The organism is Cupriavidus sp. GW822-FHT06G04 (assembly GCF_058799075.1).
Genome location: NZ_JBXALD010000005.1, coordinates 288361 through 307091, shown reverse-complemented (window position 1 = coordinate 307091; position 18731 = coordinate 288361). Strand labels below are relative to the sequence as shown.

Sequence of the window (18731 nt, the reverse complement as noted above, 5' to 3'; positions counted from 1 at the left end):
CACTCGCCGCGTCACTGTTTCCCGTTCGGGCCTGCGCGCTGAGCTGGCCCGTCAGTGGCACGGCGACCCGTTGCAGCGTCGCGGCGTCTAGTCCGGCTTGATGCCGGCGCGCGCCACGATCGGCTTCCAGCGCTGCTGTTCCGCGACGATGAAGCGCGCGAATTCTTCCGGCGTGCTGCCCACCACAAGCGCCGCGTCCGCACTGAGGCGCTCGACCGACGCGGGACTCTTTACCGCCTTGACGGTGGCCTCCGCCAGTTTCGCGGCGGCCGGCTGCGGCAGCGATGCCGGCGCCAGCAGGCCGTACCACTGCGTCATCTCGAAGCCCGGATAACCCTGCTCCGCCACCGTCGGCACATCCGGCAGTTGCGCGATGCGTTGCGCGGTGCCTGTGGCGATGCAGCGCACCTTGCCCGTCCTGATGAACTGCAGGATGGCGGGCGCGCCGATTGCGGCGGCATCGAGCCGGCCGGACAGCAGGTCGGTAATCTGCGGGCCGCTGCCGCGATACGGCACATGGGTGATGAAGGTGCCGGTGCTCGCCTTCAGGTATTCGAAGGCCAGATGCCCGGCGCTGCCGTTTCCGGCCGACCCGTAGTTGAGCTTGCCCGGCTTGCTCTTGGCCAGCGCCACGAATTCCTTGAGATTCTTTGCCGGCACGTCCGGGTGCACCACATACAGGCTCGGCACCTTGGAAAGCAGCGAGATCGGCCGGAAATCCTTGTTCGGATCGTATGGCAGTTTCGGAAAGATGTACGGGTTGACTGCCAGCGTGCCGATGTGGCCAAGGATCAGCGTGTGGTTGTCGTCAGCGCGCGCCACTTCGCCCATGGCGATATTGCCCGCGCCGCCCGGCTTGTTTTCCACGAACACCGATACGCCCAGCAGCCTGGTCAATTCCGCCGCGGTGGACCGCGCCACGATTTCGGAACTGCCGCCCGGTGCGAACGGCACCACCAGCCGGATAGTCTTGGACGGCCAGGCCTGCGCACGCGCCAGCGTGGGGACAAGCGCCCCGCCGCCGAGCGCGGCCATCATGCCCAGCAGGTGGCGGCGATGGGTGTCATGGGGTCGATCTGTGGACATGGGTCTCCTCTCTGGTTCGAATGCTCCGCGCGCGCCAGTTCGGTGCGCGCAGACGTTGTGTTTTTCGATGCCGTGCTTGCGAAATTGCGGTCGATGGCGGGGTTCGGTGTTGCCACGTCCAGTGGTGCGCCTTGGCGGGATGCCTGCGGCAGCCGCTCACCTGCCGACGCGGTGATCGGCCCCGGTCTCACCTATTCCGGCTTGACGTTGCCGTCCTTGATCACCTTGGCCCACAGCCGCGTCTGGGTGTCGATAAAGCGCGCGGCTTCGGCCGGCGGGGCGGCCACCACTTCGCCGCCCAGTTCGGCCACACGCTGGCGGATTTCCGCGCTGGCCATCACCTTCTGCAGGGCGTCCGACAGCCGCGTCACCACCGCTTCCGGCGTGGCGGCGGGCAGAAACGCGGCGTTCCACTCATAGACTTCGTAGCCCGCCACGCCCGCCTCCTGCATGGTCGGCACATTGGGCAGCGCCGATGTGCGCGTATGGCTGGTCACCGCCAGCGGCCGCAGCTTGCCCGCCTTGATGTGCTGCAGGCTGGACGCGACGTTGGCGAAGAACAGCGGCACCTGTCCGGCGATCACATCGGTCATGGCCGGGCCGCCGCCCTTGTAAGGCACGTGGAGCAGATCGACATGGGCGCGCTGCTCGAACAGCACGCCGGAAAGATGCTGCGCCGACCCGTTGCCCGACGACGCGAATGCCACCGTACCCGGCTTCTGCCGCGCCAGCGCCAGCACGTCCTGGACGTTGGCCACCGGGAAGCCGGGATTGGCCACCAGCACATTGGGATAGCGCGCCAGCACGCCGACCGCGCGAAACGCCTTGGCGGGGTCGTAGGGCAGGCGCGGATAAAGGCTCGGATTCACCGCGTAGGACGACGCATCGACCATCAGCGTGTAACCATCGGGCGCGGCCTTGGCCACGTACGACGCGCCGATCTGTCCGCCCGCGCCGGGCCGGTTTTCCACGATCACGGTCTGGCCGAGTTCGCGGCCCAGGCCCGGCGCGATCAGGCGCGCCATCAGGTCGGCGCCGCCCCCGGGCGGATAGGTGACGACGATCGTCACCGGGCGCGTGGGCCAGGGCTGCGCCGCGTCGGCGGCGTGCAGCGCGGCCGGCTGCGCGGCCACGGCAGCCAGGGTGAGGGAAATCAGGTAGCGCATCGAAAAAGTCTCCGTCGAATCGAATTCTGTTGGGGCGGGCAAAGATCAGCGGATCTCGGCCGTGTAGCGGAAGGCATAGGCATCGCCCCGGGTCAGCCGGTATTCGACGCAATGGCCCTGGATATCGAACGCCTGGCGCGTGACCATTGCACAGGGGTGAGAGGCCGGCAGCGCCAGCAGGTCGGCCTCGTCGGCATCGAGCAGCCGGAAGGTCACCTCGTCCATCGCACGGTGCACCGTGATGCCGCAACGCTGGCTCAACAGCGGATAGAGCAGTGCGCCCCACTCGGCCGACGGCGTGTCCTGCAGAGCGGCACAACGCGGCAGCGGCAGCCAGATCGATTCGAGCAGACGCGGGGTGTCCGCCACCCAGCGACGCCGGCTGATGGCGAGACCGCGTGCGCCTGCTTCAAGCCCGAAGCGCGCTGCCATCGCCTTGTCCAGGCGCACGCTGCGGCACGACAGGATCTCCGAGCGCGGCACCGCCGTGGGCGCAGCGTCGGCATCGGCCTCGGAACGGAAGCGGAAAAAACGCATCATGCTGGCGCCCGAGAGCCCGGTGCGCACGAACGTGCCCTTGCCCTGCACCCGTTCCAGCAGACCCTGCCGCACCAGCACCGCAATCGCCTGCCGGATCGTGCCAAGCGCGATACCGAACTCTGCCGCCAGCGTGCTTTCGGCCGGAATGGCGCTGCCCGGCGACCATTCGCCGATGACGATCTTGTGCTGCAATTGCGCGGCAATCTGCCCGTAGCGGCTCATGCCTGCCGCGGCGGCGACCGATTGGGCGATGGCATTGTCTGGCATCTCGTGTCCGTGTTAGATTGCACTCCTATAGAGGACTAGAGTACCCGGACACGCACGGGCCGCCATATCGGGGCTAACCCGCACACAGGAGAATCGTGTCGATGACGACAACCGAGACGCTGGTGGATTGCCACTTTCATGTGTTCGATGCCGGCGTTGCCGTGGCGTCGGCGCGTTATCGCCCGCCGTACGACGCGCCGCTGGAGGGCTGGCTGTCGATGGCCGGCACGGTGCGCGGCCCGGCGGCCGATCCCTATGGCGTGGTGGTGCAGACCAGCTTTCTTGGCACCGACAACTCGGCGATGCTGGCCGCGCTGCGGCGCATGCCGGAGCGGCTGCGCGGCGTGGCGGTGGTCGATCCATCGGCGCCGCCCGCCGAACTGGCCGCGCTCGATGCCGCCGGCGTGCGCGGCATCCGCCTGAACCTCTTCGGCAACGCCGGCTGGCGCCGTATCGACACCGCGCCGTGGCGCACGCTGTTTCAGCGCATCGCCACGTTGGGCTGGCATGTCGAGATCCATACCAACGACGGCGATGGTGCAAGCGTACTAGCCGTTCTCGATGGCGCGCTGGGCAGCACGCCCGTGCCGGTCGTGCTCGATCATTTCGGCCGCCCTGGCCCGCTGGGCGTCGATGACCCGATCTTCGACACGGCCCGCGCCGTGGGCGCGCGACGCCCGCTGTGGGTCAAGATCAGCGCGCCATACCGCCTGGCCAGCCCGGCCCAGTGGCCAGCACTGACGTTGCAGTGGGCGCAGGTGGCCGGCACCGATCATCTGCTCTGGGGCAGCGACTGGCCGTGGACCAACCACGAAGGCGCGGCGCGCGCCGACGAATGCCGCGCGGCGATGGCGTGGCTGGCGCAACAACCGGAACTCGATGAAGCCGTGCGCTGGCGCAATGCCGCCACACTCTACGGATTTGCGATCTCGGGCTGAGCCGCGGGCACGGCAAGCCCCGGCGGCAAATCGCCGGATCGTTTTGTGTGCGGGTAGAATGCGCAGCGCGGCGCGCCCTGGCGCGCCAACCGTGATTGCAGGTGCCGGCGACTATCGCCGGTTAAACGGGAAACAGGTGCGCCGCCCGACGGCAATGCCTGTGCTGCCCCCGCAACGGTAAGCAGGTTGGAACTGTCATGCCGGTCCATCGGACCGGCGGCCACTGCGCCCGCAGCATCGGCGTGGGAAGGCGACAACGTTCCCGAAAGCCCTCGTGCTTCAGCCTGCCAGCCCGGATACCGGCCTGTTGTCATCATCGCCACTTCATGCCCGGGCGGGGTCGTCCGGCTTCACGATGAAACACAACTCGTCTGCGCATTCCACTGGCCGCCCGCGCCCGGCCAACCCATCGACGCGCGCCGCGCGCGCACGCCGACCGCGCATGTTTGCCGCATCGCTCGGCACCGTCGCCAGTCTCAATGCACCTTGCGCGATTGCGGAGGAACTCTCCGAATCGAAAAACAAAGCGCTGCCGCCCGTGGTGGTCAGCGAAACAGCCAGCGCGCCGGGCCTGGCGCTTTCCACGCCGGCGTTCACCGGCAGCCGGCTGGGCCTGACGCCGCTGGAAACGCCAGCCAGCGTGGAAGTGCTGGACGGCGAGACGATTCGCGCGCGTGGCGATCAAAGCGTGCGCGAAGCGGTGACGCGCGCCACCGGCATCACTGGCAATCCGGCGCCAGGCAATGGCGGCACTTCGCTGACCGCACGCGGTTTCTCGGGCCAGGGATCGGTCATGCAATTGCTCGACGGCACGCGCATGTACGTGGCTTCGGGCACCCTCACGTTCCCGTTCGACACCTGGTCGGTGGACCGCATAGAGGTGCTGCGCGGGCCCGCATCGGTGATGTACGGCGAAGGCGCAATCGGCGGCGTGGTCAACGTCGTGCAGAAGAAGCCGATCCGCGGCCCGATCGAGAACGAACTGCAGATCACTGGCGGCACCGAGAAGACCGCGCGCGTGGCGTTCGACAGCGGCGGCAAGGTCAACGACAACCTGTCGTATCGATTTGCCACCGCCTACAACCGCTCGGCCGGTTGGGTCGATCGGGGCGATTCGAACAACCTGATGGTGTCGGCGTCGGTGCGGCTCGATGTCAATCGTGATTTCAACCTGACGCTGTCGTATGACGATGGCACGCAGCATCCGCAGCAGTACCTGGGCACGCCGCTGGTCAATGGCAGCCTGGACACGTCGCTGCGCAAGAAGAACTACAACGTCGGCGATGCGCAGATCAGCTACCGCGACCGCTGGACGCGCCTGAACGCCGAATGGACGCCCAACGAGCGCGTCACGGTGCGCAACCAGTTTTACTACCTGACCAGCCATCGGCACTGGCGCGACAGCGAAACCTATACCTTTCTGCCGGCGACATCGCAGGTGCGCCGCACCGACTATCTGGAAATCCTGCACGACCAGGAACAGGTCGGCAATCGCGCCGACATGACGGTCAAGAGCAGGTTGTTCGGCATGGACAACGCCACGACAGTCGGTTTCGACATCAACAAGATCAACTTCACGCATTCGAACAACTCGCCGTATGGCGGGTCGTCCACGGTCAATGCGTACGACTTCGACCCGGGCCTGTTCTTCAGCCCGCCGGGCGTCGTCACGTCGCCGCGCCTGCGCACCAACACCACGCAGTACGCGCTGTTCGGCGAGCATCGCATCGCCTTTACACCGCAGTGGTCGGTGATCGGCGGCGTGCGCTTCGACCACGCGGTGCTGTATCGGACCGACCTGGTGGCCAACACGGGCTGGGAGAAGACCTTCGCCAACACCACGTGGCGCTTGGGCACGGTGTACCAGTTCACGCCGAACCTGTCGGTCTACGCGCAGTACGCGACGGCCACCGATCCGCTGGGCGCGCTGGTCACGACGTCGGACGCGCAACGCGGCTTCGATCTCGCCACGGGCAAGCAGTTGGAAGTGGGCGTCAAGCAGGCATTCTGGGGCAAGCGCGGCGAATGGACGTTGGCGGCCTACGAGATCCGCAAGAACGATCTGCTGTCGCGTGATCCAGTGAATCCCACCATCACGCAGCAGGTTGGCCAGCAATCGTCGCGCGGGCTGGAGGCATCGGCCAGCGTCGAGATACTGCGGGGACTGCGCGTCGACGTGAATGGCACCGTGCTGCGCGCCCGCTATGACGACTTCACCGAATCGGTCGGCGGCGCTGCGGTGTCGCGCGCCGGCAATGTGCCGACCAGCGTGCCGCAGCAGGCCGCCAACGCGTGGCTGAGCTGGAACTTCATGCCGCAGTGGACCTTCGCCGCGGGCCTGCGCTACGTGGGCGGCCGCTATGCCGACACCGCCAACAAGGTGCGCGTGCCGAGCTATACGACCGTCGATACCGCGCTGTCGTGGCGCGTATCGAAGCAGACGGCGCTGACGCTGCGCGTGTACAACCTGTTCAACCGCGACTACGCCGAATCGGTCTCCAACGGCGGCCAGCAATGGCTGCTGGGCAGACCGCGTGCCGCGGAGCTGTCGGCGAACCTATACTTCTGAAGCCGCATTGCCGGGCCGACGCTTGTCGCCCCACTATCCTCCATTCCTCGAAAAAGACGATTCCATGCAAACCGCAAAGATCCCAGCGACCATCGTTACCGGCTTTCTCGGCAGCGGCAAGACCACCCTGCTGCGCCATATTCTCGACAATGCCAATGGGCGTCGCATTGCGGTCATCGTCAATGAATTTGGCGAGCTTGGCATCGATGGCGAGATTCTCAAGGGTTGCGGCATCGGCTGCGATGACCAGGGCGAGCCCACCGGACAACTGTACGAGCTGGCCAATGGATGCCTGTGCTGCACGGTGCAGGAAGAGTTTTTCCCGGTGATGGAGCAACTGCTCGAACGCCGCGACCAGATCGATCACGTGCTGATCGAGACCTCCGGCTTGGCGCTACCCAAGCCGCTGGTGCAGGCGTTTCACTGGCCCAGCATCCGCAATGCGTTCACCGTCGATGCCGTGGTGACCGTGGTCGACGGCCCCGCCGCTGCTGCCGGACAGTTCGCCGCCAATCCGCTGGCCGTCGATGCGCAGCGCCGCGCGGATCCGAACCTCGATCACGAATCGCCCCTGCATGAACTGTTCGAGGATCAACTGGCCAGCGCGGACCTGGTGATCCTGAACAAGACCGACCTGATGGACACCGCGCAGATCGCAGCGGTGGAAGCCCTGGTGCGGCCTGAGATCCCGGCCGAAGTGAAGATCGTCCCGGCGCGGGCCGGCTCGCTCGATGTCAACAGCCTGTTGGGCCTTAACCGCGCATCGGAAGAGACGATTCACCTGCGCGTCGATCATCATGGCAGCGCCGACGACCCGGACCACGCCGATCACCATCACGACGAATTCGATTCGGTGGTGGTACAGGCGGGCACGGTCGAGCGCGACACGTTGATCGCCGCGCTGCAGGCGCTGGTGGCACAGCACACGATCTATCGCGTGAAGGGTTTTGCCGAGCTGCCGGGCAAGCCGATGCGGCTGGTGCTGCACGGTGTGGGCCAGCGCTTCGACAGCTATTTTGACCGCGCCTGGCGCGCCGACGAAGCGCGCGGCACGCGCGTGGTGCTGATCGGTCAGGATCTCGATGGCGCGTTGCTGCAGGCTGCGCTGGAGCAGGCGCTGCGCGGTTGATCCGCAGCGACCCGGCGCGCTATCTGTCGCGCGTGACGCTGACGCCGGCATCGACCGTGCCGTAGACGGTCACGCTCGATTCCCGGCCGTCCGGGCCGGGCGCCGTGGCGCATCCGGCAACGGCGCCCAGCACAAGAAAAGCGACGCCGACGAGTGCGGCTTTTCCCACCACCGCTCGCCGTGTGGCATGACGCATGACCCTACACATCGCATTACGCATAACATTCCCTGACGTTTCCTGATTGCGCTTGGAGCCGCGGCCGGCGCGTTAGTTGCATGATTGGCGACAACCAACGCCCGCCCATACGCGCAGCATCGATATCGATCCGCCGCTGCCGCGAAGCTTCGCTATATTTGTCGGAGCCGGATCGTATTTGCGGTTCTGGCTTATCTAACGATGTCCCGCAATGTGGACAGCAGCGTCGCCGGTACTGCGATGCATGCCGCGTGAGCAACTTTTCAGGAGACAGGAATGACCAGCAAGAACACGATCTGCCTGTGGTTTGAGCGAAACGCCCTGGACGCCGCGAATTTCTACGCCAAGACATTTCCGGACAGTTCGGTCGGCGCCGTGCATCGCGCGCCCGGCGATTATCCCGACGGCAAGGAAGGCGATGTGTTGACGGTGGAATTCACGGTCGTCGGCATTCCGTGCGTCGGACTGAACGGCGGCCCGCATTTCAAGCACAGCGAGGCGTTCTCGTTCCAGATCGCCACCGACGACCAGGCCGAAACGGACCGTTTGTGGGATGCCATCGTCAGCAACGGCGGCCAGGAGAACGCTTGCGGATGGTGCAAGGACCGCTGGGGACTGTCATGGCAGATTACGCCGCGCGCGCTGACCGACGCCGTGATGGGTCCGGACCCCGCGGCCGCCAAACGCGCGTTCAACGCGATGATGACGATGAAGAAGATCGACATTGCCACCATCGAGGCCGCGGTGCGGGGCTGACGCCAGCCGCTTGTCCGCATGACGGCGCGCCGCCGCGTGGCACGCGCCAGGCCATGCGCACGGCGGTGATCGGCGCCTCAGTCGTCGCTGCGGTAGCGCGCGTCGAGTTCGTCGTATTTCGGTTTGCCGACCAGCCGCTGACGCTCACCAAATGGCGCGACGATTGCGGGATCCTCGTCCATCTGGCCATTTGCCTGCAGCAGGTCCAGCGCCGTCTGCATGCCACGCACCGCGCCTTGCAGTGCGGCGTTGGCATAGAGCACCAGGCCATAGCCCAGTTGCTCGAGCGCATCGCGGTTCTGTACCGGCGTCTTGCCGCCGATCACGATATTGATCAGCAACGGCGCATTAAACAGGTTGGGCAGCCGCTCGATATCGGCCACATCCTCGATCGCTTCAAGGAACAGGATATCGGCGCCCGCCTCGGCAAATCGGTAGCCGCGTTCGATCGCGTCCTCGATACCATGCACGGCCGCCGCATCGGTGCGCGCGATGATCTGGAAATTGGCGTCCTCGCGCGCGTCGGTGGCCGCGTGGATCTTGCCGACCATCTCGCCGGCGCTCACCACCTGCTTGCCCGAAAAATGGCCGCATTTTTTCGGCATCACCTGATCTTCGAGCTGAATCGCGTCGGCGCCCGCGCGTTCCAGCGTGCGCACCGCGTGATGCACATTCAAGGCATTGCCGAAGCCCGTATCGGCGTCGACGATCAAAGGCAGCGTCACGGCGTCGCGCACGCGCGCCGTATGCTCGGCCATGTCGCTCAGGCCGACAAAGCCCAGATCGGGCAGTCCGAACGACATGTTGGTGACGCCCGCGCCGGTCAGATACACCGCTTGAAAACCCAGGTCCTCGATCACGCGCGCGCTCATCGCATTAAACGCGCCGGGCACCAGCAGCGCCTGCTTCGCGGCAATCCGCTGCCGAAACGCCTGACGGCGGGAAGATGCAAGGGAAGTCATGGGGGCTCCTGTACGGCGGAATTCGCGGCGAGTTTGCGTGGAAGATCCCGCCCGGCGGCGGCGTGCCGTCGTCGAAGAGTACACCCGATCCGCGCCCTCGACGTGACAACGCCAAGCACGATGACGACGGATTCATTAACATGAGCGCTTTCGCCACAAGAGACCGACGAACCCCATGAGCGCCCTGTCCTCGTTTCCGATCACCCGCAAATGGCCGGCACAGCATCCGGACCGCCTGCAGTTGTACTCGCTGAACACGCCCAACGGCATCAAGGTGTCGCTGATGCTGGAAGAAACCGGTCTGCCGTACGAGCCGCACCTGGTCAGATTCGACCGGAACGACCAGACCTCGCCGGAATTCCTGTCGCTGAATCCGACCAACAAGATTCCCGCGATCATCGATCCCAACGGCCCGGGCGGCAAGCCGCTGGCGCTGTGGGAATCGGGCGCGATTCTGATCTATCTGGCCGAAAAGACCGGCAAATTCATGTCCGCCGATCCCGCCTTGCGTTACGAGACGATCCAGTGGGTCATGTTCCAGATGGGCAGCATCGGCCCGATGTTTGGCCAGGTGGGCTTCTTCCACAAGTTCGCCGGCAAGGACTACGAGGACAAGCGTCCGCGCGACCGCTACGTCGCCGAAGCCAAACGCCTGCTGAAGGTGCTGAACGAGCGGCTCAAGGGCCGCCAGTGGATCATGGGTGACGACTACACCATCGCCGATATCGCGACCCTCCCGTGGGTGCGCAATCTGCTGGGCTTCTATGATGCCGGCGATCTGGTGGGCATCGACAACTTCCCCGAGGTGCAGCGTGTGCTCGCCGCATTCGTAGCGCGCCCGGCCGTGCAACGCGCGGTGGATATTCCCAAGCGGCCCGAGTAAGCCGCCGGTCCGCATTTTCCAGCTGCAATACCACGCATCTATGCGGAGAAGCCGAGCAGCGCGCTGATGGTGCCGGCTTCGTCGCGTACCGCGTTGGCAATCGGGCCGTCCAGCGCGGCATCGAAGCCGCCCGTGGCGCCCAGCGCGGTCAGCACGGCGCAAACGCGCCCCGTGTAATCGCGCACCGGCGCGGCTACCGCGCTGATGCCCTTCAAATTGGTATCGCGCACCGCGGCGCAGCCGTGCGCACGCACCACGTCGCGCAGCTTGCCCAGCGGATCGTCGCGATCGAGGCCGGTGCGCTGCTCCGGCGTCAGCGCATCGAGTTCCGCCTGAGCCAGCGCCTGCACTGTCGAATCGTCTAGCAAGCCCAGAAAGACGCGTCCCGTGGCCGACCACAGCAGCGGCATCACCGATCCCACGCGCGCATTCACGATCACCGGCAAACCCGGTTCCTCGATCCGCACGATGGTGGGGCCCTTGTTGCCCATCACCGCAATAAAACAGGTCACTTCCAGGCGCTCGCGCAGCCGCACCAGCGACGCTTCCGCCAGCCGGATCGGGTCGGCCTGCCGCATCGCCGCCAGACCGATCTGCAAGGCCTCGATGCCCAGGTGGTACTGCTGCGTGCCGGCCTCCTGCGCGACAAATCCCGCTTCGATCAGGCTGACCAGATAGCGATGCATCTTTGCCGGGCTTTCATCGATCTGCGCGGCGATGGCGGTCAGGCTGGCGCGGCCGCCCAGGCGCGCCAGCGCCTTGAGCACGGACATGCCGGTTTCGGCGGCCTGCACGCGTTGACGTCGTTCGCGCGGACGCGCAAGGCCGGGGGCGTCGGCCGGGTCGGATGGAGTCGTCATGGGCGCTGAGGTTAACCCTCATTCAACGATTACGCAATGCGTATATGATTTACGCAAAACGCGCCAAACACCATCCGGCCAAATACCAAGGAGACAATCCAATGCCCCGCTTCCAGCCCGCCGCGCTGCTGGCCGTGTCGTTTGCCATGGCGCTGAGCGCCGCCACGGCACATGCCGCCGACGCCTATCCATCGAAACCGATCCGCTGGATCGTGCCGTATGCGGCCGGCGGCGGATCGGACTTTCTGGCGCGCACGATCGGCCAGGGGCTGTCGAGCCGCGTCGGCCAGCCGGTGGTGGTCGACAACAAGCCGGGCGGCAACACCGCGATTGGCGCGTCGGAAACCGCTCGCGCGAGCGCCGATGGCTACACCGTGCTGTCGGCCGACAACGGCACACTGGTGTTCAATCCCGCGCTGTACAAGTCGCTTTCGTACAACCCGACGCGCGATCTGGCGCCCGTGACATTGCTGGGCCGCTTTCCGATGATCCTGGTGGTGGGCCCGGGCACGCAGGCCAAGACCGCGCAGGAATTCATCGCGCAAGTGAAGGCCACGCCGGGCGGCGTCAATTACGGTTCGGCCGGCGCGGGCAGCCCGCACCATCTGGCCATGGAACTGCTCAAGGTGGAAGCCCACCTGACCATGACGCACGCGCCGTACCGCGGCGCGGCGCCGGCGTTGTCCGATGTGGCGGCGGGCCAGATCCCGGCCATGATGGTCGACTACGCCGCGGGCGCGGGCTTCATCAAGGGCGGCAAGGTGCGTCCACTGGCCGTGGCCAACGCCACGCGCCTGCCGCAGTTGCCCGATGTGCCGACCTTCGCCGAACTTGGCTACAAGAACGTGCAGGCGGCCGCGCTGGTCGGCATGGTGGCGCCCGCCGCGACGCCGCCCGACGTGATCGACACGCTGAACCGGCAGGTGGTGGCATCGCTGAAGGATCCCGCCATCAACAAGAAGCTGGTCGACTTCGGCGTGGAACCGGTTGGCAACTCGCCGGCGCAGTTCAGCGAACTGCTGCGCGCGGAAACGGCACGCTGGACCCGGCTGATTGCCGACCTGAAGATTTCGCTCGACTGACATGACATGCCGCGCGCGGCGCCGCCCTGCTGCCGCGCCGCTTTGCCGTTCCGCTGTTGGAGTTCCGTATGTCCCAAGCTTTCCCTCCTGCGCAGCGCGCGGGCTGTCCCGTCGACCACTCGGGCCTGCGCGCGCCCAATGGCTGTCCGGTCAGCCACAATGCGGCGGCGTTCGATCCATTCGAGGACGGCTACCAGCAGGATCCGCCCGATTACGTGCGCTGGTCGCGCGAGCAGGAGCCCGTGTTCTACAGCCCGAAGCTCGGCTATTGGGTGGTCACGCGCTACGACGACATCAAGGCGATCTTTCGCGACAACATCACGTTCAGCCCCGCCATCGCACTCGAAAAAATCACCCCGACCGGTGAAGAGGCCAATGCGGTGCTGGCGTCGTACGGCTACGCGATGAACCGCACGCTGGTCAACGAGGACGAACCGGCGCACATGCCGCGCCGCCGCGCGTTGATGGAACCGTTCACCCCTGCCGAACTGGCGCATCACGAACCGATGGTGCGGCGCCTGACGCGCGAATACGTGAACCGCTTTATCGACGATGGTCGCGCCGATCTGGTGGATCAGTTGCTTTGGGAAGTGCCGCTGACCGTGGCGCTGCATTTTCTTGGCGTGCCCGAAGAAGACATGGATCTGCTGCGCCAGTATTCCATCGCGCATACGGTGAACACCTGGGGCCGCCCGAAACCCGAGGAACAGGTGGCCGTGGCGCACGCGGTCGGCAATTTCTGGCAACTGGCGGGGCGCATTCTCGACAAGATGCGCGAGGACCCTTCCGGGCCTGGCTGGATGCAGTACGGCCTGCGCAAGCAGCGCGAACTGCCCGAGGTGGTGACCGACTCGTACCTGCATTCGATGATGATGGCTGGCATCGTGGCCGCGCACGAAACCACTGCCAATGCATCGGCCAACGCGATCAAGCTACTACTGCAACATCCCGACGTGTGGCGCGAGATCTGCGAGGATCCCGCGCTGATCCCCAACGCGGTGGAGGAATGCCTGCGCCACAACGGCTCTGTGGCCGCCTGGCGACGCGTCGTCACGCGCGACACCACTGTCGGCGGCATTGCGCTGACGGCGGGCAGCAAGCTGCTGATCGTGACCTCGTCGGCCAACCATGACGAGCGCCATTTCGCCGATGCGGACCTGTTCGATATCCACCGCGACAACGCCAGCGATCAGCTCACCTTTGGCTACGGCGCGCACCAGTGCATGGGCAAGAACCTCGCGCGCATGGAAATGCAGATTTTCCTTGAGGAGCTGACCAGCCGGCTGCCGCATCTGCGGCTGGCCGAACAGCGCTTCACCTATGTGCCCAACACATCGTTCCGCGGTCCCGAGCATCTCTGGGTCGAATGGGATCCGGCGCAGAATCCGGAGCGCGTAAATACCGCCGTCCTGGCGCCGCGCGACGCGGTGCGCATCGGCGAACCGTCCGGCGCGTCGATGGGCCGCACGCTGGTCGTGCAGGCGCTGGAGCGCGCAGCCGACGATGTGCTGAAGATCCGGCTCGCCGCGCCGGATGGCCGCGCGCTGCCGCGCTGGAGCGCCGGGTCGCATATCGATGTCGAATGCGGCAATAGCGGCATCTCGCGGCAATATTCGCTATGCGGCAATCCTGACGATCTCGGCGTATTCGAGATCGCCGTGCTGCGCGAAGCGCAAAGCCGCGGCGGGTCCGCGTGGATTCACGGCAACCTGCGCGTGGGCGATCGCGTCAAGGTGCGGGGCCCGCGCAACCACTTCCGGCTCGACGAGACCTGCCGCAAGGCGATCTTCATTGCCGGAGGCATCGGCATCACGCCGGTCAGCGCCATGGCGCGGCGCGCGAAAGCGCTCGGCATCGATTACGTGATTCATTACTGCGGCCGCTCGCGCACGGCGATGGCGCTGCTCGACGAACTCGCCGCGCTGCACGGTGCGCGCTTGCGGGCGCATGTACGCGACGAAGGCCAGCGCGCCGACTTCGCGCAAATCCTCGGCACGCCTAACGGCGACACGCAGATCTATGCATGCGGCCCGGCGCGCATGATCGACGCGCTTCAGGCGTGCTGTGCGCACTGGCCCGAAGACAGCTTGCGCGTCGAGCACTTCAGCTCGACGCTGGGCGCGCTCGATCCCGACCGCGAACAGCCATTTACGGTGGAACTGAAGGATTCGGGCCTGACGCTGGATGTCCCTGCCACGCAGACACTACTGCAGGCGCTGCGCTGCGCGAATATCGACGTGCAAAGCGACTGCGAGGAAGGGCTGTGCGGGTCGTGCGAGGTGCGCGTCCTGGCCGGCGACGTTGATCATCGCGACGTGGTACTGACGCGCGCCGAGCGCGACGCCAACGACCGCATGATGTCGTGCTGCTCGCGCGCGATGCGCGGCGGCAAGATCGTGCTGGCGCTCTAGCAAGCGCGGCGGCAAGCGGCGAGGCGCCTCGCCGCCGCACAGACAGCGCAACGCCTCACGATTTGCGCGCCTTGCTTGCGCGCTTGCGAATTGCGGGAACCGCGCGCACCGGGCGTTTGCGTTGTGCATCGGCAAATTCGCGGATCAGTTCCACCAGCGCGCGCATCCCGGCCGAAGCATGGCGACGGCTGGGATAGTAGAGACACAGCCCGTCCAGCGGCGGTGTCCAGTCCTCCAGCACGCGCACGAGCGTGCCGGCCCGCACATCGGCGTCAACGTTCCATTCGGTCAGATAGGCCAGCCCAAGGCTGGCGCGCACCGCTTTCAACATCAGGCCTGCATCGTCCAGCGTCAGCGCGCCATCGCCGTCAAAGCGCATGACCTCCCCATGCCGTTCGAATTCCCAGTGGTAGATCGCGCCGCTCGGCATGCGGCTGCGGATGCAGCGATGCGCCTTGAGATCGGCCGGCGTGCGCGGCTTGCGATGGTCCGCAAAATATGCCGGGCTGCCGACCACGGCAAAGCGCTGGCGATCGCCAAACGGCACCGCGATCATGTCCTGCGGCACGGTGCCTGCCAGGCGGATGCCGGCATCGAATCCTTCCACGACGATATCGACCAGCTTGTTTTCGGTAACGATGTCCAGCTTCATGTCGGGATAGCGTTGCAGGAACGCCGCGAACACCGGCATCACCTGATGCGCGGCGCCTAGCGACGTATTGATGCGCAGCGTGCCCGACGGCGTATCGCGAAAGTCGCCGGCCTGCGCCATGGCCTCGCGGATCGAGGCCAGCGCGGGCGCCACGCTGCCCACAAACGCACTGCCGGCTTCCGTGAGCGCCACGCTGCGCGTGGTGCGATGGAACAGCCGCACGCCAAGACGCGCTTCCAGCGCGGCCACGGCATGGCTGAGCGCCGAGGTGGACACGCTCAGTTCATTCGCCGCCGCCCGAAAACTGCGATGGCGCGCCACCGCCAGCACCGATTCAAGTTCAGCCAGACCCGAGGTTTTCATTGTCCGATATTGCTCAATAGAACGTCCCGAATTGTACGTCTAGTCAACGCAATCGGCGCGGCCTATCTTGTCATCGAGACCACCAGATACCGGCGCATCGCCGGGCACATCATGCAAATCATCGACAAGATCTACCTCGACGGCGCCTTTGTCGAACCGCACGGCACCGAATGGTTCGACCTGTTCAATCCGGCCACCGAGCAGGTGACAGGCCGCGTGCGACTGGCCGACGCCCTGGACGCGGCGCGCGCCGTGGACGCTGCCCGGCGCGCTTTCACGACGTTTTCCCGCAGTTCCCGCCAGGACCGTCTGGACATGCTGCAGCGCATGCACCGCGCGCTGGCGGCCAGGGAAGCGGACCTGATCGAGGCGATCGTCGAGGAATATGGCGCGCCCGCATCACGCGCGCGATGGATGGCGCGGCACGCCAGCGACGTGCTGCTGGACGCTGCCAACGTGCTGCAGGACTATCCGTTCACGCGGCGCGCCGGCAGTGCGGAAGTCATCATGCAGCCGCTCGGCGTGGCGGGGCTGATCACGCCGTGGAACAACGATGCGGGTTTCATCGCAGGCAAGCTGGCGGTGGCGCTGGCCGCAGGCTGCACCGCCGTGATCAAGCCCAGCGAGATGAGCGCCATGCAGACGCGCATCGTCACGGAGGCGCTGCACGCGGCGGAACCACCGGCCGGCGTGTTCAATATCGTCACGGGCCGCGGCGAAACCGTGGGCGCCGCCATCGCCACGCATCCCGACGTCGCCAAGCTGTCTTTCACGGGCTCCACCGCGGTGGGCAAATCGATCCTGCGCGGCGCAGCCGAAACCTTGAAGCGCACCACGCTGGAGCTGGGCGGCAAGTCACCAGTCATCGTGCTCGACGATGCAAATTTCGACGAGGCCGTGCCGCTGGCGCTGCACGCCGGCTTCATGAACAGCGGACAGGCCTGCATTGCCGGCACGCGCATCCTGGTGCCCGCGGCGTCGCTGCGCGCTTTCGAAGCGCACGTGGTGAAAGCCGTCGCCGAGTTTCGTTCGGGGGATCCGCGTGATGCGGCAACCAGCATCGGCCCGATGGTCAGCCAGAAACAATGGGATCGCGTGCAGCGCTATATCCGCATCGGGCTGGAAGAAGGCGCGCGTCTGATCGCTGGCGGCGTGGGACGCCCCGACGGCATCGATGCAGGATGGTTCGTGCGGCCGACCGTGTTCAGCGACGTCACCAACGACATGGCCATCGCACGCGAGGAAATCTTTGGCCCGGTGCTGTCGATCATCGCCTATCACGACACGGAGGACGCGATACGGATGGCCAACGACACTGCCTATGGCCTGCAGGCCTATGTGTTGTCGTCGAACACCGCGCGGGCGCGCGAGGTGGCATTGCAGATCGAAGCCGGGCGCGTGCTGGTCAACACGCTGCGTCATGAACCCGCGGCACCGTTCGGCGGATTCAAGCAATCGGGCATCGGCCGCGAATACGGCACCTTCGGCCTGGAGGCGTTCATGGAGCCGAAGTCGTTGCTCGGCGTGGCCTGAGACGGCCGGGCGCGGCGGCGGTGCGTTGCGCGCGTGGGCGCCGCTAGACCGCGCCGACGCAGTCGATCTGTGCCTGCAACTCGTCCGTCTCGACCGCTTCGGCCATGCTGGAGCCGAGCACGAATTGGTCGCGACCGCGCTGCTTGGCCAGGTAGAGCGCGCGGTCGGCATCGGCGAACAGGTTGCGCCAAAGCCCTTCGCGGCTGGGCGGGCCGCCATGCAACTGCGCGATGCCGATGCTGACGCTGGCGTGGCCGCCCCCGCCCGGCAACTGGATGGCGCGCACCTTGCGCAGGATGCGGTTGGCCAGTGCGGTCGCCTGGTGCTCGTCGGTATGAGGGCAGAGAATGCAGAACTCCTCGCCGCCGTAGCGGGCGGCGATATCGGACGCCCGCCGCGAATTATCGAGCGCGGTGGCAATTTCGCGCAGCACGCTGTCGCCAGCGTGATGGCCGTGGCGGTCGTTCACCAGCTTGAAATGATCGACGTCGATCACCAGGCACGACAGCGCGTCACCGTCGCGCTGCCAGCGCGCCACCATCGCCACCGCCGTCATGTCCAGCGCGCCACGATTGAGCAGGCCGGTCAGCGCATCCAGGCGCGCACCGTTTTCGTTCTGCGCGATGATCTGCTCCATCGCCATCAGGCTGAAGCCGAACAGGCCCAGCAACACGGCCACCATTGGCGCCAGCGGCCAGATGCTGGAGCTGGTCTGCAGGAAGAACGGCGTGATGGCAATGCCCTTGAACGCCGCTCCATAACTGAGCGCGGCCACCTGCGAGCCAAGCAGCACGAGATGCGACGCCAGCACCAGCGGTCCGCCGATGCTGGTGCGCCCGCGCTTGCTGCCCAGCATGGTGACGATGGTGGCAAACGAGATCATCGCCAGCATGCCGTAGGCCACGCCGTGCACCAGCAGCCGGCCATCGGACACGCCCGCCATCAGCACCATCAGCACGAACGCCACAATACCGATGCCGCGCAGCAGCGCGGCACGATCGGGCAGACCGTAGTAGGCGCGCACGCCGCGATAGATCGTCAGGCGGCCGATCAGATAGAAACCGGCCCCCAGCGCGGCAAGCTGCAGCGATCCGTCGGCGGCGCCGGCGGCCACCACCAGACCGGCGCCGGACGCCACCACATGGCCGGTGGCCCACAGGCGACCCGCGTCGCTTGCGCGCAGCGCAAGGACCAGCCCCGCGGCCATGACCAGGGTGCTGGAGAAAACCACCATCATGACGACCAGAATGGTCTGCTGAGCCAGGTGCACGGGAATTGAAATCCTCTAAAGCTACCGGAGGCGGCTGCCGTTATCCACGTTAACCCTTAACGGGCGAC

Annotated in this window: 16 protein-coding genes and 1 riboswitch; of the genes, 8 read left to right on the top strand and 8 right to left on the bottom strand. The window is 66.2% G+C overall.

Annotated elements, in window-relative coordinates; all coding sequences use genetic code 11:
• Nucleotides 1–87 precede the first annotated feature (87 nt).
• The 3 genes from AC1RKI_RS14225 to AC1RKI_RS14215 form a co-directional block, all read right to left on the bottom strand.
• Complete coding sequence (locus tag AC1RKI_RS14225) at nt 88–1086, bottom strand: Bug family tripartite tricarboxylate transporter substrate binding protein (RefSeq protein WP_492795820.1); 999 nt, start codon at nt 1084–1086, stop codon at nt 88–90.
• 191 nt (nt 1087–1277) lie between these two features.
• Entirely contained in the window at nt 1278–2252 is a 975-nt protein-coding gene (locus tag AC1RKI_RS14220) for a tripartite tricarboxylate transporter substrate binding protein (RefSeq protein ID WP_492795818.1), read from the bottom strand.
• 45 nt (nt 2253–2297) lie between these two features.
• On the bottom strand, nt 2298–3059 hold the full coding sequence (locus AC1RKI_RS14215; protein ID WP_492795816.1) for a GntR family transcriptional regulator: 762 nt from the start codon (nt 3057–3059) through the stop codon (nt 2298–2300).
• Between the two features lie 101 nt (nt 3060–3160).
• On the opposite strand from AC1RKI_RS14215, the gene AC1RKI_RS14210 reads away from it, so the two are divergent.
• The 3 genes from AC1RKI_RS14210 (at nt 3161) to cobW (ending at nt 7695) form a co-directional block, all read left to right on the top strand.
• Nucleotides 3161–3997 (top strand): amidohydrolase family protein, encoded by an 837-nt coding sequence (locus tag AC1RKI_RS14210; RefSeq protein WP_492795814.1) that lies wholly within the window; start codon nt 3161–3163, stop codon nt 3995–3997.
• Between the two features lie 82 nt (nt 3998–4079).
• A riboswitch (cobalamin riboswitch) is annotated at nt 4080–4319 on the top strand.
• 120 nt (nt 4320–4439) lie between these two features.
• Nucleotides 4440–6566 (top strand): TonB-dependent receptor, encoded by a 2127-nt coding sequence (locus AC1RKI_RS14205; RefSeq protein ID WP_492795812.1) that lies wholly within the window; start codon nt 4440–4442, stop codon nt 6564–6566.
• 64 nt (nt 6567–6630) lie between these two features.
• Complete coding sequence (gene cobW, locus AC1RKI_RS14200; RefSeq protein WP_061957092.1) at nt 6631–7695, top strand: cobalamin biosynthesis protein CobW; 1065 nt, start codon at nt 6631–6633, stop codon at nt 7693–7695.
• 19 nt (nt 7696–7714) lie between these two features.
• Here the strand turns inward: cobW and AC1RKI_RS14195 are convergent, their stop codons facing one another.
• On the bottom strand, nt 7715–7891 hold the full coding sequence (locus AC1RKI_RS14195) for a hypothetical protein (protein ID WP_167585461.1): 177 nt from the start codon (nt 7889–7891) through the stop codon (nt 7715–7717).
• Nucleotides 7892–8167: 276 nt separating this feature from the next.
• Here AC1RKI_RS14195 and AC1RKI_RS14190 point away from each other — a divergent pair, with 276 nt between their 5' ends.
• Entirely contained in the window at nt 8168–8647 is a 480-nt protein-coding gene (locus AC1RKI_RS14190; protein ID WP_061957093.1) for a VOC family protein, read from the top strand.
• A 77-nt stretch (nt 8648–8724) separates the two neighbouring features.
• Here the strand turns inward: AC1RKI_RS14190 and AC1RKI_RS14185 are convergent, their stop codons facing one another.
• Complete coding sequence (locus tag AC1RKI_RS14185; RefSeq protein WP_061957094.1) at nt 8725–9609, bottom strand: isocitrate lyase/PEP mutase family protein; 885 nt, start codon at nt 9607–9609, stop codon at nt 8725–8727.
• 175 nt (nt 9610–9784) lie between these two features.
• Here AC1RKI_RS14185 and AC1RKI_RS14180 point away from each other — a divergent pair, with 175 nt between their 5' ends.
• The gene (locus AC1RKI_RS14180) at nt 9785–10492 is read left to right on the top strand and encodes a glutathione S-transferase N-terminal domain-containing protein (protein ID WP_227460854.1); all 708 of its coding nucleotides are present in this window, start codon (nt 9785–9787) and stop codon (nt 10490–10492) included.
• Between the two features lie 38 nt (nt 10493–10530).
• Here AC1RKI_RS14180 and AC1RKI_RS14175 read toward each other — a convergent pair whose 3' ends face one another.
• Nucleotides 10531–11352, bottom strand: a complete 822-nt coding sequence (locus AC1RKI_RS14175) for an IclR family transcriptional regulator (RefSeq protein ID WP_150981412.1) — start codon at nt 11350–11352, stop codon at nt 10531–10533.
• Nucleotides 11353–11453: 101 nt separating this feature from the next.
• Here AC1RKI_RS14175 and AC1RKI_RS14170 point away from each other — a divergent pair, with 101 nt between their 5' ends.
• Together AC1RKI_RS14170 and AC1RKI_RS14165 are read left to right on the top strand one after the other, a co-directional pair.
• Entirely contained in the window at nt 11454–12434 is a 981-nt protein-coding gene (locus AC1RKI_RS14170) for a Bug family tripartite tricarboxylate transporter substrate binding protein (protein WP_061957108.1), read from the top strand.
• Between the two features lie 68 nt (nt 12435–12502).
• Nucleotides 12503–14845: a cytochrome P450/oxidoreductase gene (locus tag AC1RKI_RS14165; RefSeq protein WP_492795808.1), complete on the top strand. Its 2343-nt coding sequence runs from the start codon at nt 12503–12505 to the stop codon at nt 14843–14845.
• A 55-nt stretch (nt 14846–14900) separates the two neighbouring features.
• On the opposite strand, the gene AC1RKI_RS14160 is transcribed toward AC1RKI_RS14165, so the two are convergent.
• On the bottom strand, nt 14901–15860 hold the full coding sequence (locus AC1RKI_RS14160; protein WP_492795806.1) for a LysR family transcriptional regulator: 960 nt from the start codon (nt 15858–15860) through the stop codon (nt 14901–14903).
• Nucleotides 15861–15971: 111 nt separating this feature from the next.
• Between AC1RKI_RS14160 and AC1RKI_RS14155 the strand changes: the two genes are divergently transcribed.
• Nucleotides 15972–17393 carry an aldehyde dehydrogenase family protein gene (locus tag AC1RKI_RS14155; RefSeq protein WP_492795804.1) on the top strand — a complete coding sequence of 474 codons (1422 nt, stop codon included), beginning with the start codon at nt 15972–15974 and terminating at the stop codon, nt 17391–17393.
• A gap of 43 nt (nt 17394–17436) precedes the next feature.
• On the opposite strand, the gene AC1RKI_RS14150 is transcribed toward AC1RKI_RS14155, so the two are convergent.
• Nucleotides 17437–18663 carry a GGDEF domain-containing protein gene (locus tag AC1RKI_RS14150; protein WP_061957100.1) on the bottom strand — a complete coding sequence of 409 codons (1227 nt, stop codon included), beginning with the start codon at nt 18661–18663 and terminating at the stop codon, nt 17437–17439.
• Between the last annotated feature and the right edge of the window lie 68 nt (nt 18664–18731).

Coding starts and splice junctions, on each gene's coding strand:
- AC1RKI_RS14225 (WP_492795820.1), bottom strand. CDS start 1,086: ATGTCCACAGATCGACCCCATGACACCCATCGCCGCCACCTGCTGGGC.
- AC1RKI_RS14220 (WP_492795818.1), bottom strand. CDS start 2,252: ATGCGCTACCTGATTTCCCTCACCCTGGCTGCCGTGGCCGCGCAGCCG.
- AC1RKI_RS14215 (WP_492795816.1), bottom strand. CDS start 3,059: ATGCCAGACAATGCCATCGCCCAATCGGTCGCCGCCGCGGCAGGCATG.
- AC1RKI_RS14210 (WP_492795814.1), top strand. CDS start 3,161: ATGACGACAACCGAGACGCTGGTGGATTGCCACTTTCATGTGTTCGAT.
- AC1RKI_RS14205 (WP_492795812.1), top strand. CDS start 4,440: ATGTTTGCCGCATCGCTCGGCACCGTCGCCAGTCTCAATGCACCTTGC.
- cobW (WP_061957092.1), top strand. CDS start 6,631: ATGCAAACCGCAAAGATCCCAGCGACCATCGTTACCGGCTTTCTCGGC.
- AC1RKI_RS14195 (WP_167585461.1), bottom strand. CDS start 7,891: ATGCGTCATGCCACACGGCGAGCGGTGGTGGGAAAAGCCGCACTCGTC.
- AC1RKI_RS14190 (WP_061957093.1), top strand. CDS start 8,168: ATGACCAGCAAGAACACGATCTGCCTGTGGTTTGAGCGAAACGCCCTG.
- AC1RKI_RS14185 (WP_061957094.1), bottom strand. CDS start 9,609: ATGACTTCCCTTGCATCTTCCCGCCGTCAGGCGTTTCGGCAGCGGATT.
- AC1RKI_RS14180 (WP_227460854.1), top strand. CDS start 9,785: ATGAGCGCCCTGTCCTCGTTTCCGATCACCCGCAAATGGCCGGCACAG.
- AC1RKI_RS14175 (WP_150981412.1), bottom strand. CDS start 11,352: ATGACGACTCCATCCGACCCGGCCGACGCCCCCGGCCTTGCGCGTCCG.
- AC1RKI_RS14170 (WP_061957108.1), top strand. CDS start 11,454: ATGCCCCGCTTCCAGCCCGCCGCGCTGCTGGCCGTGTCGTTTGCCATG.
- AC1RKI_RS14165 (WP_492795808.1), top strand. CDS start 12,503: ATGTCCCAAGCTTTCCCTCCTGCGCAGCGCGCGGGCTGTCCCGTCGAC.
- AC1RKI_RS14160 (WP_492795806.1), bottom strand. CDS start 15,860: ATGAAAACCTCGGGTCTGGCTGAACTTGAATCGGTGCTGGCGGTGGCG.
- AC1RKI_RS14155 (WP_492795804.1), top strand. CDS start 15,972: ATGCAAATCATCGACAAGATCTACCTCGACGGCGCCTTTGTCGAACCG.